The organism is Microbacterium sp. A93 (assembly GCF_051842835.1).
Genome location: NZ_JBPXMT010000003.1, coordinates 499,855 through 513,769, shown reverse-complemented (window position 1 = coordinate 513,769; position 13,915 = coordinate 499,855). Strand labels below are relative to the sequence as shown.

Annotated in this window: 9 protein-coding genes; 6 read left to right on the top strand and 3 right to left on the bottom strand. The window is 71.6% G+C overall.

From position 1 onward, the window contains the following. The first annotated feature begins 23 nt into the window (after positions 1-23). Entirely contained in the window at positions 24-3,302 is a 3,279-nt protein-coding gene (gene cydC / locus ACSU1G_RS10380; RefSeq protein WP_439279840.1) for a thiol reductant ABC exporter subunit CydC, read from the top strand. Here cydC and ACSU1G_RS10375 read toward each other — a convergent pair. Then, positions 3,289-5,934: a DNA gyrase/topoisomerase IV subunit A gene (locus ACSU1G_RS10375; RefSeq protein ID WP_439279839.1), complete on the bottom strand. Its 2,646-nt coding sequence runs from the start codon at positions 5,932-5,934 to the stop codon at positions 3,289-3,291. The genes cydC and ACSU1G_RS10375 overlap by 14 nt on opposite strands. A 51-nt stretch (positions 5,935-5,985) precedes the next feature. Here ACSU1G_RS10375 and ACSU1G_RS10370 point away from each other — a divergent pair, with 51 nt between their 5' ends. From ACSU1G_RS10370 to ACSU1G_RS10360, 3 genes are read left to right on the top strand one after another with little or no spacing between them, the layout of a single operon-like run. Then, positions 5,986-8,709: a bifunctional acetate--CoA ligase family protein/GNAT family N-acetyltransferase gene (locus ACSU1G_RS10370; protein WP_439279838.1), complete on the top strand. Its 2,724-nt coding sequence runs from the start codon at positions 5,986-5,988 to the stop codon at positions 8,707-8,709. Positions 8,710-8,731: 22 nt separating this feature from the next. Further along, entirely contained in the window at positions 8,732-9,457 is a 726-nt protein-coding gene (locus ACSU1G_RS10365; protein ID WP_439279837.1) for a DUF5998 family protein, read from the top strand. Next, entirely contained in the window at positions 9,454-10,674 is a 1,221-nt protein-coding gene (locus tag ACSU1G_RS10360; protein WP_439279836.1) for an alkaline phosphatase family protein, read from the top strand. The genes ACSU1G_RS10365 and ACSU1G_RS10360 overlap by 4 nt, the downstream gene beginning before the upstream one ends. A 27-nt stretch (positions 10,675-10,701) precedes the next feature. On the opposite strand, the gene sepH is transcribed toward ACSU1G_RS10360, so the two are convergent. Then, entirely contained in the window at positions 10,702-12,012 is a 1,311-nt protein-coding gene (gene sepH / locus ACSU1G_RS10355) for a septation protein SepH (protein WP_439279835.1), read from the bottom strand. A gap of 323 nt (positions 12,013-12,335) precedes the next feature. Here sepH and ACSU1G_RS10350 point away from each other — a divergent pair, with 323 nt between their 5' ends. Then, positions 12,336-12,635: a DUF4193 domain-containing protein gene (locus tag ACSU1G_RS10350; protein ID WP_439279960.1), complete on the top strand. Its 300-nt coding sequence runs from the start codon at positions 12,336-12,338 to the stop codon at positions 12,633-12,635. Positions 12,636-12,757: 122 nt separating this feature from the next. On the opposite strand, the gene ACSU1G_RS10345 is transcribed toward ACSU1G_RS10350, so the two are convergent. Beyond that, positions 12,758-13,270, bottom strand: a complete 513-nt coding sequence (locus ACSU1G_RS10345) for a DUF3093 domain-containing protein (RefSeq protein WP_439279834.1) — start codon at positions 13,268-13,270, stop codon at positions 12,758-12,760. 169 nt (positions 13,271-13,439) lie between these two features. Between ACSU1G_RS10345 and dut the strand changes: the two genes are divergently transcribed. Next, positions 13,440-13,892 (top strand): dUTP diphosphatase, encoded by a 453-nt coding sequence (gene dut, locus ACSU1G_RS10340; protein WP_439279959.1) that lies wholly within the window; start codon positions 13,440-13,442, stop codon positions 13,890-13,892. Positions 13,893-13,915 lie beyond the last annotated feature (23 nt).

The following is a 13,915-nucleotide window of genomic DNA, read 5'->3' as shown; positions in this document are numbered from 1 at the left end:
CCGATCCGGCCGCCTACGATCCGGTGGCGCACGGGCTGACCTCGGAGCACGCCGTGGCCACCCTCGCCTCGGCCGCTTCCCTGGGACTGGCGGGCGTACTGGCCCGGGCCGTGGCCACCTGGGGACAGCAGGTGTTCGCCCGCCGCGCCGCGCTCGGCGCCAAGGAGGAGTTGCGTCACCGCCTGGTGGCGCACCGGCTGACCGGGGCCGGGGCGGGCTCGGAACGCGCCGGGGAGGACTCCGTACTGGCCGCCACCGGACTCGACGGCCTGGACAAGTACTTCACCCAGTACCTGCCCGCCCTGCTGACCGCAGCGATCATGCCCCTGGTGCTGGGACTGTGGATCCTGGGCCACGACTGGGTCTCGGCCCTCGTGGTGGCCCTGACCCTCCCGCTGATCCCCGTGTTCATGATCCTCATCGGCCGGTACACCGAGGACCGGGTGGCGCAGGCCGCGGCCGGACTGGACCGGCTGTCCCACCACGTGCTGGAGCTCGCCCGGGGCCTGCCGGTGCTCGTGGGCCTGCGCCGGGCCGGCACCCAGCGCCAGGCGCTCGCGGGGGTCTCCGAGCGATACCGCACCACCACCATGACCACCCTGAAGACGGCCTTCATGTCCGGCTTCGCTCTCGAACTCATCAGCACCCTGTCCGTGGCCGTGGTCGCCGTCTTCATCGGGGTTCGCCTCGTCTACGGGGAGCTGGACCTCTACACGGGGCTGCTCGTGCTCACCCTGGCCCCCGAGGTCTACCTGCCGTTCCGGGAGATCGGCTCCGCCCACCACGCCTCCGAGGACGGGGTGGAGGCCTTGCGCCGGGCCCGCGCCGAGACCGAGCGGCCGGTCCCCGCCACGCTGGCCCAGGTCCTGAGCCCGACGCCCACCTCCCCGTTCCTGGTGATGCCCGAGGACGGCATCACGGTGCGGAACCTGGGCATCGCCTACCGGGACGCTGAGGGCGGCACGCCCGCCGCCGCCGTCGGGCCCCTGGACCTGGATCTGGCACCGGGGCGGCTGACCGTGCTCGGCGGGCCCAGCGGGACCGGCAAGACCACAGCGCTCGCGGGCCTCGCCGGCGTCCTGCGGGAGGGGGAGGCCGAGTTCTCCGGGCAGGTGTGCGGATTGGCGGGCCGGCCCGTGGCCTGGCTCGGCCAACACCCCTCCTTCAGCGAGCCCACGGTCCGCGAGGAACTCGAGCTGTATGCGGCAGCCGCCGGCTCCGTCCGGGGCACGGAGGAGGCGCTCGCCGCCTGCGGCCTGGCCGGGTTCGGCGCGCGCCACCCGGATGAGCTCAGCCCCGGGGAACGACGCCGGCTGGGCCTGGCCCGCGTGCTGGTGCGGCTGATGGCGGCGTCCGGGCCTCAGACCGGCCCCGCCTGGCTCGTGGTGCTCGACGAGCCCACCGCCCACCTGGACCCGGGTCATGCCGAGACGATTCGCGCCGTGATCGGACAGCTGCGCTCCAGCCGGCTGCCGGACGGCCGACCGGTCCGGGCCCTGCTGGTGGTGGCCTCACATGATCGGCGCCTGCACCGGGTGGCGGACACGGTCCTCGGCGCCACCCCCGCACCCACCCTCCCGGCCACCGCCACAGATCCCACTGTGCGGGCGGAGATGACCAGTCACCTCGGCCCGCACCGTGACGAAGCGGGAGCCGATGACGAGCCGGCCGGAAGCCGCGCCGCCGGCGGCTGGCGCCAGTGGCTGCGCCTGCTGCCGCTGACCGACCGGAGGTTCATCACCGGCGTGCTCTGGGCCGCCGCGGCCACCCTGGCGGCGGCCCTGCTGTCCGCCCTCTCCGGTTGGCTGATCGTGCAGGCGGCCTACCAGCCGCCGGTGCTGTTCCTGTTGTCCGTGATCGTCATGGTGCGCTTCTTCGGGATCGGCCGGGCACTGTTCCGCTACCTCGAACGGCTGGACACCCATGACGCGGTCCTCGGCTGGGCCAACCGGATCCGGCTGCGGCTCTGGGATGCGCTGGGCACCCAAGCGGCCCACTGGGGGCGGCTGACCCGTTCCGGTGGTGCCCTGTCCGTGCTGGTGGCGGACGTGGACGAGCTGCGCGACGCCGTGCCCCGGGTGATCGTCCCGATCCCCGCCGCGGTGATCAGCTGGCTGGTCACGGTGCTGATCGTGGTCCTGATGGCCCCGGCGGCGTGGTGGCCGGCCGTGGTGGCCGGGGTGGCCGGCCTCGTGCTGGTGCCCCTGGTGGTGGCCACAGCGGACCGGAACACCACCCGCGCGCTCACCGACCACCGCACGGGGCTGCTCCAGCGCACCTCCGCCCTGTTCGCCGCCGCCCCGGACCTGGCCGGCAACGGGGTGGCCACCCTCGCCGCGGACCGGTTCGCCGCCGCCGACCGGACAGCCCACCGGCCTCTGAGACGTCAGGCCGCGGCCTCCGGACTGGGGCAGGGCCTCACCTCACTGCTCTCGGGCTGGGCGGCGGTGCAGACCTTGGTGCTGTGCTTCCAGCACGGCGTGACCGCCCCCGTCACGGCCATGCTGGTGTTCCTGATGCTGGCCCTGGCCGAACCCCTCGGGCTGTACGGCACCGCGTGCCAGGAGGCGGCCGTGCTGACACGTCAACTGGCCAAGACGGCACCGCTGCTCGTGGCGGGCGGCGGTCTCCGTCCGGGCGCCGGCGGGGCGGCCTCCAGCCCGAGCGGCACCGTGACGGCGCTCGAGCTGTCCTCGGCCGCGGTGCGGTATCCGGGGACGGACCGGGACGTCTTCACCGGCCTGGGCCTGACCGTCCGGCGCGGAGAACTCGCCGTGGTCACCGGCCCCTCGGGGTCCGGCAAATCCACCCTGCTGGCGGTGCTGCTCGGCTTCCTGCCGCTGCGGCGCGGAAGCTACTCCCTCGAGGCGGCCCTCGGCTCCGTGGCCTGGTGTCCTCAGGACGCCTACCTGTTCGACTCCACCCTCCGCGCCAACCTCAACCTCGCCCGCGACCCGCAGGACCGTCCCACGGAGCCAGAACTCCTGGCCGTGCTGGACCTGGTGGGGCTGGGGGGCTGGCTGCACGGCACGGCACGGGGACTGGACACGCGCCTGGGACCGGCGGGGCACTACCTCTCCGGTGGCCAGCGCCAGCGGGTGGCGGTGGCCCGAGCGTTACTGGCCCGGGCCGACGTCGTGCTCCTGGACGAGCCCACCGCGCACCTGGGGGCGGACGAGGCCGCCGCACTGGTGGTGGACCTGCGGGCGGCCCTGGCGGAGAAGATCGCCGTCATGGTCACCCACGACCGCCGTTTCGCCTCCAGCGGTGAGGTGCACCTGGAGCTGCTCAGTCCCCGGTGATCACGGCGTCGGAGCCGTCATCGAAGGGCGTCGCGTCCGTGGGTGCCGCGACCAGGCCACGCGGTGGGTCCACCGGGTCTGGGGCGGCGACCTCCGGTGACGCCCCGGTCCCGACCGCCTCCACCAGCTGGTCCATGGCCAGCCCGGAGCCGTCCCGGGGGCCGAACTCCGCCGGCAGGGAACGGGCCACGCCGTTCGCCGAGGCCCCGAGCGCCGGCTGGGGCCCCGACCAGGCCAGCTGCAGCTCGGTCTCGCCCTTGAGCAACCGGTGCGCCCGGACGCCCCCGGTGGCCCGGCCCTTGGCCGGGTACTCGTCCAGCGGCGTCTTCTTCATGGACCCGGGGACGGTGCCCGGCAGCGTGTCCTCGCCGGACGTCACGGTCACCACGACGGCCCGGTGCTCGCCCTCGAGGCAGTCAGCCGGGACGGCCGAGAAGGAGATGGCGGCGTCACCGGCGGCGAGTTTGATGCCGGCCATGCCACCGGCCGTGCGGCCCTGCGGACGCACCAGCGCGGCGGCGTAACGCAGCAGCTGGCCCGTGCGGGTGATGAAGACCAGCTGGTCCTCGTCCCCGGCGGGACCGGCGCCGATCACCACGTCGGAGTCCTTCAGGGCGATCGCGTCGAAATCGTCACGGTTCAACGGCCACTCCGGATTGACCCGCTTGACCACACCGTTCCGGGTCCCCAGGGCCAGGACAGCCCCCAACGGGACCAGGGCCACCAGGGCCTCGCCGCGCTGCAGGGTGAGGAAGTCCTTGACCTTCACCCCGGCGGCGAGGTTCGGGGTGGGGGAGGCGTCCGTCAGGGCGGGTATGTCCACGACCTGCACGCGCTGGATGCGCCCGGCGGAGGTGAGGGCACCGATCTCCCCACGCGCCGTCGTCGGCACCACCGAGAGGTAGGCATCATGCCGCTGACGGCGACCGGCCGTGGCCAGCGGCGTGTCATCGGCCGTCCGGGCCAGCTGACCCGCCGTGGTCAAGACCACGAAGCAGGCGGTGTCCGGCACCATCAGGCCTTCCGCGCCGGCTGTACCGGGCAGCACCGCCTGGGCCGCACCGCCCCGGCCGGCCGCCGGAGAGGCACCCGCCGTGGCGCTGAGGGGCGCGAGGTTCTCGGATTCGAGCAGCACGGTGCGGCGGTCGTCCCCGTATTCGGCGGCCACCTCCGCCAGCTCGCCGGAGACGAGGTCCCGCAAGCGCTGGTCGGAGGCGAGGATGGCCTCCAGCTCCGCGATGGCGGCCAGCAACTCCTCCTGCTCCGTCTCCAGGTCGAGCCGGGAGTACTTCGTCAGCTGACGCAGGCGCAGCTCCAGGATGTGGTTGGCCTGGATCTCCGTCAGGTCGAAGACGCCCATGAGCCGCGTCCGGGCGGCGGCGGTGTCATCAGAGGTCCGGATGATCTGGATGACCTCGTCGATGTCCACGAGGGCCAGCAGCAGGCCTTCGACCAGGTGCAGGCGATCCTTCTTCTTGTTCAGGCGGTGGGTGCTGCGCCGGCGGACCACCTCCAGCCGGTGGTCCACATAGACCCGGAGCAACTCAACCAGCCCGAGGGTGCGGGGCTGACCCTCCACCAGTGCCACGTTGTTGATGCCGAAGGACTCCTCCATCGACGTGGTCTTGTACAGCTGGGCCAGCACGCCCTGGGGGTTGAAACCGCTCTTGAGCTCGATGACGAGCTTCAGTCCGTTCTTGCGGTCCGTGAGGTCGAGCACGTCCGCGATGCCGGTGAGCTTCTTGGCGTTGACGGCGTCCTTGATCTTCTCGATCACCTTCTCCGGCCCGACCCCGTAGGGCAGCTCGGTGACCACGAGCCCCGTCCGGCGGGCCGTCACCTGCTCCACCGCGACCTTGGCACGGATCTTGAAGGAGCCGCGTCCGGACGCGTAGGCGTCCCGCACCCCGTCCAGGCCGACGATGCGCCCCCCGGAGGGCAGATCCGGCCCGGGCACGTGCTCCATGAGCTCCTCGAGGGTCGACTCGGGATGTTCCAGCAGGTGCCGGGCCGCCGAGATGACCTCCCGGAGGTTGTGGGGTGCCATGTTGGTGGCCATGCCCACGGCGATCCCGGAGGCGCCGTTGACCAGGAGGTTGGGGAAGGCGGCGGGCAACACGGCCGGCTGGGTGAACTGGTTGTCGTAGTTCGGGACGAAGTCCACCACGTCCTCGTCCAGCGAGGTGGTCATGGCCAGGGCCGCCGGGGCGAGCCGGGCCTCCGTGTAGCGCGGGGCGGCAGGGCCGTCGTCGAGGGAGCCGAAGTTGCCGTGGCCGTCCACCAGCGGCAGGCGCTGGGAGAACGGCTGGGCCAGACGCACCATGGCGTCGTAGATGGCGGTGTCACCGTGGGGGTGCAGCTTGCCCATCACCTCACCGACCACGCGGGCGGACTTCACATGCCCGCGATCGGGCCGCAGCCCCATCTGGCTCATCATGTACAGGATCCGCCGCTGCACGGGCTTCATCCCGTCCCGCGCGTCCGGCAGGGCCCGGGAGTAGATCACCGAGTAGGCGTACTCGAGGAAGGAGGTCTCCATCTCCGCGGAGACGTCGATGTCCACGATGTTCTCCTGCTCCAAGGGGATGGCCTGGGTGGCCGGAGCGGAGGATTTCTTGGGGGTACGGGCCATGATTCTGCCGGGGGTCCTTGCTGGCGGGCGGGAATTGTCTACTGTGATCCTATGGGTGAGACGCCGAAATCCCTCGAATATCCGGCCTACTGGGAAGCCGATGTCGTCCTGAGGGACGGCACCACGGCCCATCTGCGCCCCGTGCGACCGGAGGACTCCGAGGGCCTGGCCCGCATGCACGAGTCGCAGTCGCAGAACTCCATCTACCTGCGGTTCTTCACGTTCAAGTCCTCCCTGTCCCGCAAGGAGATGGAGCGGTTCACGCACGTGGACTACCGCGACCGGGTGGCGTTCGTGGTGCTGCTCGGCACGGAGATCCTCGGGATCGGCCGCTACGACCGGCTGTCCGATCCGCTGGAGGCCGAGGTGGCCTTCAACATCTCGGATGCCTCCCAGGGCAAGGGCATCGGCTCCATCCTCATGGAGCACCTGGCCGTGGCCGCCCGCGAGAACGGCATCCGCCGGTTCATCGCCGAGGTGCTGCCGGAGAACCGCAAGATGCTCTCCGTGTTCCAGGAGTCCGGTTTCGAGGTCAAACGCCACTTCGATGACGGCGTGGTGGCCGTCGCCTTCTCCATCGACCCCACCGCCAAGGTCCGGGCCGTGATGGAGTCGCGGGAGCACCGCGCGGAGGCGAGGTCCGTGGCCGAACTGCTCGCCCCGGAGTCCGTGGCCGTCATCGGGGCCAGCCGGCAGTGGGGTTCCGTGGGGTTCGCCCTGCTGGAGAACATCATCGAGGGGGGGTTCACGGGCCCGGTCTACGGCATCAACCCGGAGGCCATGGAGGTGGCCGGGATGATCTCCCGGGGCACCCTGGCCGAAGTCCCCGGCCCGGTGGACCTCGCCGTCATCGCCGTGCCGGCGGCCGAGGTCCCGGCCGTGGTGGAGGACTGCGCCCGCCACGGGGTGAAAGGCCTCCTGGTGGTCACCACCGGATACGCCGACGCCGGCCAGGACGGCCTGGTGCACCAGCGCGCCCTGGTCCGTCAGGCCCGGGCCAACGGCATGCGCGTGATCGGCCCGGCCTCGGCCGGCCTGGTCAACACCGCGCCCGGGGTCAGCCTCAACGCCTCGGTCTCGCCGTTCCTGCCGCTGCGCGGCCCGGTGGGGCTGTTCTCCCAGTCGGCGGTGATCGGGGTGACCCTGTTCGCGGCGGCCCACCGCCGGGGCATCGGCCTGTCCTCGATGCTCTCCGCCGGCAACCGGGCCGATGTCTCCGGCAATGACGCGATGCAGTACTTCGAGGATGACGCGGCCACGGCCGCCGTGGGCGTCTACCTCGAGTCCTTCGGCAACCCCCGCAAGTTCTCCCGCATCGCCCGGCGGCTGTCCCGCTCCAAGCCCGTGGTGGTGGCCCGTTCGGATGTCATGGGCCGCCGGCTGCCCCCGGGACACGAGACACGCACCACCCAGGCGCCCCTCGGCGCGGTCGACTCGATGCTGGAGCAGACCGGCGTCATCCAGGTGGACAACCATGAGGACCTGATGGACCTGATGCAGCTGGTCTCCTGCCAGCCACTGCCGGCGGGGTCCCGCGTGGGCGTGGTGGGCAACTCGCTGGCCCTGAACCGCGTGGTGGTGGATGCCGCGGAACGCCACGGCCTGACGGTGGCGCGCACGCAGTTCGTCCCTGACCTGGACGCTGAACACACGGTGGACGAGTCCGTGCACGCGGTGGGCCGGGCTGTCACCTCGGTCATCGACTCCGGCGAGGTGGACGCGCTGCTGGTGGCCACCCAGACCGGAATGCACCAACAGCCCGGAGACGCCGACCGGCTGGCGGCGGCGATCCAGGAGGCCTCGCGGGACCGTGACGTCACCGTGCTGGCGTCCCTGACGGGAGTCCTGGACCCCGGCTACCGCTCCACCACCGTCCGCCAGCCCGGGCCGGCCTCCGAGGACGGCGGCCTCCAGCAGGGCCTGCCCCTCTTCTCCTCGCCGGAACAGGCCGCCCGGGTCCTGTCCCGGCTGGTCTGGTACTGCCGGTGGCGTGAGGCGGAGGCGGGCGTGCCGGCGGAACCGGAAGGCATCGACCGTGACCGCGCCGAGCAGCTGATCGAGGAGTTCACCGCCCGGGCCACGGGGACGGACCTGCTCCGGCTCTCCTCGGCCGAGGCCGGCGAGCTGCTGGGGTGCTACGGCATCTCCGTGCTGCCCTCGGTCCGCTTCAGCACGGAGGACGAGGCCGTGCGCGCGGCCGAACAGCTCGGCTGGCCGGTGGCCGTGAAGGCCGTGGACACCTATCTGAGGCATCGGCTGGACCTGGGCGGGGTGCGGCTGAACATCGTGGACGCCGAGTCCCTGCGGCGCAACGTGTCCCAGATGCGCCGTGTGCTTGAGCCCTACGGCAGCCCGGACCTCGAGGTGCAGTCCATGGCGCGGCCCGGGCAGGCCTGCACCATCACGGCCCTCGAGGACCCGTTGCTGGGCCCGGTGGTGTCCTTCGGGATCGCCGGGGACGCGGTGGACCTGCTGGATGACTGGGTGCACCGGGTCCCGCCGCTGACGAATCAGGACCTGGACCGGATGATCCGCGCTCCGCGGGCCTCGGCCAAGCTCTTCGGGTACGGCGGGCTGCCCTCGGTGGACACCGGAGCCCTGCAGGACCTGCTGGCCCGGGTGGCCGCCCTGAAGGACGACCACCCGCAGGTGGCCCGGCTGCGCTTCAACCCGGTGCTGGCCTCGGACCAGTCGGTCACGGTGCTCTCCGTCGAGGTGGACGTGGCCAATGCGGCCCAACGGACGGATTCCGCCCGCCGTGCCATGCGTGACTGAGAGCTGCCGATAGCATGGAGTCATGACTCCACTGCGCAGGAACCCCGGTTCGGGCCAGCACCCCTCGGGGCATCACTCCTCGGGCAACGGCAACTCCGCCTCCGGTGCCGAACAGGAGGCCGCCCGGCGGCCAACCGCCCCCGCGCCCAGCACCCCGGGCACCGAGGGGCCCACCCTCGGATCGGACATCGAGCGGGCCGGGTTCTACCCGGAGCTCGTGGCCGACGTCCTGGACTCGGTGCTGGACGGCCGGGAGGTCACCAGCCACCTCGTCCACGTGGACACTCACTTCGACTATGACGAGATCCACCGTCACATCACCGTCCTCGCCCTGGCCGGGGAGGTGATGGCCGCCCTCCACCTGGACGACCACGCCATGGACGAGGCCGGCGAGCAGGTGATGGCCCAGGTCTCCACCGAGATGGTGCCCCTGTGGCGGATCGACTCGGTGGTGGCCACCACCATGCACCCGCAGCCGCAGACCTTCCGGCGCGGAGACCCCATCGCCGAGGTCACCCTCTCCGTGACCTGGGCCGGGGGGCAACGCTTGGACCTGGCCCCCGCCGCCTGCGGCGACCCGAACTGCGAAGCCGACCACGGCTACACCGGGACCTCCACGCGCGAGGACCTCGTGCTGCGGGTGGCGGCCGAGGCCGAAGGGCAACAGGCCGTGAACCAGGCCCTGGCGTTCTACCGCGAGCTGCGCCGCGCCACCGTCCAGGATCCCGGGGGCCGGTCCGGACGGTGAGTTCCGCAGCACCGATCCCCGCGGGTCCCGCCTACGCCGGCCGGAACCTCGCCGGAGTCCTGACCTCAGCCGCCGCCGCCCTGGGCGCCGCCGACTTCACGAACACCCTGCAGCTGCCGCGGACCCGGCGCGCCGCCGTCGTGATGGTCGACGGCCTGGGCAAGGCGCTGTTGAAGCGCTACGCGGGCCACGCCCCGTTCCTGAAATCCGTGCTGGACCGGGACTCCGGGACCCTCCAGGTGGCCTATCCCACGACGACGGCCGCCTCCCTGTCCAGCCTCGGCACCGGTCTGGCGCCGGGTCAGCATGGACTGGTGGGGTACGACGTGCTGGACCCGGACCGGGACACCGTCATCAACCAGCTCGGCGGCTGGGACCCGCAGACCGAGCCACGGGCCTGGCAGCCGCACCCCACGGTCTTCGAGCGGCTCGCCGCCACCCGGCCGGAGGCCTCGGGACGGCCCGAAGGACCCGTCTCAGCCTTCGACGATCCGGGTGTCGAGGCCGTGACCGTGTCCCTGCCGGCCTTCGAGTCCTCGGCCCTGACCACGGCATCCCTGCGCGGTTCCCGTTTCGTGGGGGCGAGGACCCTGCAGGCGCGGTTCCAGAAGACCAAGGAGGAGCTGCACGCGGCCTCCGGGCCCGTGCTGCTCTACCTCTACCTCAACGAACTGGACAAGGCCGGTCACCAGCACGGGCTGGGCTCGGAGCAGTGGCTCTACGCCCTCGAGGAGATCGACGGCGCCGCCCGCCGCCTCAGCACCGCCCTGCCGAAGGACACGGTGCTGCTGCTCACGGGAGACCACGGGATGGTCGATGTGCCCGAGGCCGGCCGGATCGACTATGCCGAGCTGCCGGGACTGGTGGACGGGATCCGGCACACCGCGGGTGAACCGCGGTTCGTCCAGCTGCACTGGGCCGCGGATGCCTCCCCGGCCGTGCGCGAGAGGACCACGGCCGCCTGGCGATCCGCCTTCGGGGACCAGACGTGGATCCTGACGCGCCGCGAGGCCGTCGAGGCCGGCTGGTTCGGGGAGGTGTCCGCCCGGGTGGCTCCCCGGCTGGGCGATCTGATCGTGGCCGCCCACGGCCCGGTGGCCCTGTATGACGGCCGGCGGGTGTCGCCGGCCGTCTTCGAGATGGTGGGACACCACGGATCGCCCACCCGGGCCGAACGTGAGGTCCCGCTGTTGTTCCTGCAGCGGCCACGGCGCTGACCGACGCACCAACTGACGGCCGGGCGCTCAGTCGCCCTTGCGGCCGAAGACGATCTCATCCCAGCTGGGCACGGAGGGACGCTTCGACTTGGCGCCGGCCGTGCGCCCGCCCGGCTTACGGGACCGGCCGCGGCCCTTGTCGGAGCCCGTCGAGGACTCGGATCCTGCCGAGGGGTCTGATGCCCCGAGGTCCAGCGCGATCTGCCCCGGCAGGGTCTCGGGGACCGTGTCCTCGGCAGCCGCCGCACTGCCGGGGTCGTGATCGGTGGGGTCGGCGGGGTCGGCGTCCGGTTCGTCCTCGCCGTCCCGGTCCGCCGCCGGATCGGTGTACTCGACCTCAGCGGCCGTCCAGTCGTCACGATCGGTCTCGGTGGTGTCACCAGTGCGGTCCTCGGCGCCGTCACTGGCGCCGTCTCCGTCGTGGGCCGGGGCCGAGGCGACGGTCAGCCGTGGCCGGTCCTGGTCCCTGATGGGCTGCTCGTCACGCGTCAGCATGAGGGCCAGCTCGTCATCTCCGTCCTCGTCCACGCCCAGGCGCTGGCCGCGGCGGGCCCGCAGCACGTCCAGCAGCTCATCCTGCGAGTCCTGGTCCAAGGCAGCGCGCGGGGTGCGGGACCCTGCAGGCGGAGCCGGGTCCTCGTCCTCCTCCACGTTGAAGGGGCGGTCCCCGACGGCGGAGAGCCGCCGGCCGCCGAAGGGCCCGTCCAGGGGGTCGAGCTCGGAGAGCACCTGGGCCCAGCGGTTCTGGTTGTCCAGGTGCTGGCTGGAGGGGCGGTAGGACCAGCGGGCCGGCGGGCGGTCACCGATCGAGGAGGCGGATCCCTCCAGGCCGTCGGTGGAGAAATCGAGGGTGATGGTCCAGGATCCCTCCGCGTTGCGCCAGGCATCCCAATGGGAGGTCGCCGGATCCATGCCCAGAGAGGTCAGCCGGTGGCGAACCATGTCAGCCAGCAGGGCCGGTTCCTCACCGAAGGTGCTGCGGTACAGGTCATGACCGGGTTGGGGAGCTGCAACCTCCACCCGACGGGCCTGATGCGCCATCCAATCACGCTCCGCCAGCACAGGGCCCTCGTACTTGCGCACGCGGTCCAGATCCACGCCGGACTCGGCGGAGACCTGCTCGGCCGTCGCTCCGGCACGGATGCGGGCCTGGATGTCCCGGGGTGTCAGCACCCCCTGGGCGGCGTCTGCGGCCTGGGCGGAGGGTCGGCCGATGGGGCGGGTCGCCGCGGACCGCAAGGCCTCGGTCACCGGCAGGGAGAACTCCTCACCGGCCTCGTTGCTGAGCAGCAGGTGTCCACCATCCTCCTGGACACCAACGAGACGGAGTTCCTGCATGTCTGTCCTCCACGGTCGACTAGGGCCCGTTGACCCACTCTCACCCCGACTTTGCCACGATTATGGGTCGGTGTGCACCACGCGCCCTCGGTGTGGCGTGGATCCATGCCCCGTGTCCGCTCTCAGCGATTTGGCTTTTGCCCGGGTGTGGGGAACAATCTCCACGACGCGCAGACCACAGACGGGCCCGGCGGGCCCGCCACCAGAGGTTTTCGCGGCCGGTTCCCCTAGCTGTCCCCCGAGGAATCCGGCGTCATCTTGGCAACATCCCACCCACGGTCGGTCCCCTCCGGCCACACCAGCGGAGCGTGAACACACCCCTTATGGCCACCGATTACGACGCGCCACGCAAGAACGACGACGAGCCCAACGAGAGCTCCATTGAGGAATTGAAGAACCGCCGCACGGACACGCAGTCCGCTGTGGTGGATGAGGATGAGGCGGAGGCAGCCGAGGGATTCGAGCTCCCCGGCGCCGACCTCTCCGGTGAGGAGCTGATGGTCCGGGTGCTTCCCGCCCAGGCCGACGAGTTCACCTGTGCCTCCTGCTTCCTCGTGCGCCACCGCTCGCAGGTCGCCAAGGAGAAGAACGGCCTGCTGTTCTGCACTGACTGCGAGGGCTGATCTCACCCTCAGTACCGAAGACGTCTCAGACACCTCTCAGACACCGCAGGCCGGCCAGGGCAACCTGGCCGGCCTGCGGTGTCTGTGCCGGGGTGTCCTGTGCCGGAGCCGTCGGCTTGTGTCTAGGCAGCGGCGCCCGGGTGGTCCTCGGCGTCGGCCTCACGGGCCATGGTGCCGCCCAGCACCTCGGCCAGCTGCTCGGGATTCCTGGTGCTGGTCAGCCAGTACGGGGTCCGGTCGCGTAGGTCGTCGATCTGGATGCGGACCACCGGGTCGATCCATCCGCGCAGGCACATGAAGGCCAGGCCGTGCAGCGCGGGGCCGCGCTGGTGGGTGGCGTCGTCGCCCCGATAACCGGTCACGAGCCCCACGTGCTGGCGTTCGATGCCGGCGCGGCCCACCTGGAGCGTCCTCTCGGTGACCACGATCTTCGGTGTGGAGACGGTCAGCAGCAGGGCGATGATGGCGAACACCACCACGGCCGCGATCAACCCGATCTCCACTCCGATCGGGACGAAGACGAGGATGGACAGACTGGAGATCATCACGGCGATCAACCAGATCCAGGGTGAGGGCCGCAGCTTCTCCTCGTACAGGACTGGGGCTGCCGGGGCGGAGGCGGAGGAATCATGCATACCCCCTAGAATCCCATGTTTGGCGTGGCAGGGTGAATCGGGCCCGCAGGTGCCCGGTCAGGGTGATGCACGGGATCTGCAGTACAGTGGCCGCGTGAATCAGCCAGCAGTTCCCCAGGATCTCCCCGTCGTACCCGCCCCCATCGAGCGTCCGGCGGTGGCCCTGACCATGCTCGACGACGGCATCGAACCTCCCAGCTATGCCTTGCCGGGCGATGCCGGTGCCGACCTGCGAACCACCGTGGATGTGGTGTTGGAGCCTGGCGCGCGGGCCCTGGTGCCGACCGGGGTGGCGCTGGCCCTCCCCGAGGGGTTCGTCGGCCTGGTGCATCCTCGCTCCGGGCTGGCGGTGCGGCATGGCCTCAGTCTGGTGAACGCTCCCGGAACCATCGACGCCGGCTATCGGGGCGAGATCAAGGTACCCCTGCTGAACACGGACCGTAGCGAGGCCGTCCATCTCCAACGGGGAGACCGGATCGCCCAGTTGGTCATCCAGCGGGTCGCCCAGGCCGACTTCGTGGTGGTGGACGCGCTGCCGGCCTCCGACCGCGGTGTGGCTGGCTTCGGATCCACGGGCGGGTTCAGCGCGGGGCAGGACGGTTCAACGCGGGCGTCGCGCTGACCTAAGCTGGACTGGCCGCTCTG

What these genes read in the sequence shown, in the direction of transcription:
- ACSU1G_RS10375 (WP_439279839.1), bottom strand. Translation starts at nt 5,934, where the DNA reads ATGGCCCGTACCCCCAAGAAATCCTCCGCTCCGGCCACCCAGGCCATC.
- ACSU1G_RS10370 (WP_439279838.1), top strand. Translation starts at nt 5,986, where the DNA reads ATGGGTGAGACGCCGAAATCCCTCGAATATCCGGCCTACTGGGAAGCC.
- ACSU1G_RS10365 (WP_439279837.1), top strand. Translation starts at nt 8,732, where the DNA reads ATGACTCCACTGCGCAGGAACCCCGGTTCGGGCCAGCACCCCTCGGGG.
- sepH (WP_439279835.1), bottom strand. Translation starts at nt 12,012, where the DNA reads ATGCAGGAACTCCGTCTCGTTGGTGTCCAGGAGGATGGTGGACACCTG.
- ACSU1G_RS10350 (WP_439279960.1), top strand. Translation starts at nt 12,336, where the DNA reads ATGGCCACCGATTACGACGCGCCACGCAAGAACGACGACGAGCCCAAC.
- ACSU1G_RS10345 (WP_439279834.1), bottom strand. Translation starts at nt 13,270, where the DNA reads ATGCATGATTCCTCCGCCTCCGCCCCGGCAGCCCCAGTCCTGTACGAG.
- dut (WP_439279959.1), top strand. Translation starts at nt 13,440, where the DNA reads ATGCTCGACGACGGCATCGAACCTCCCAGCTATGCCTTGCCGGGCGAT.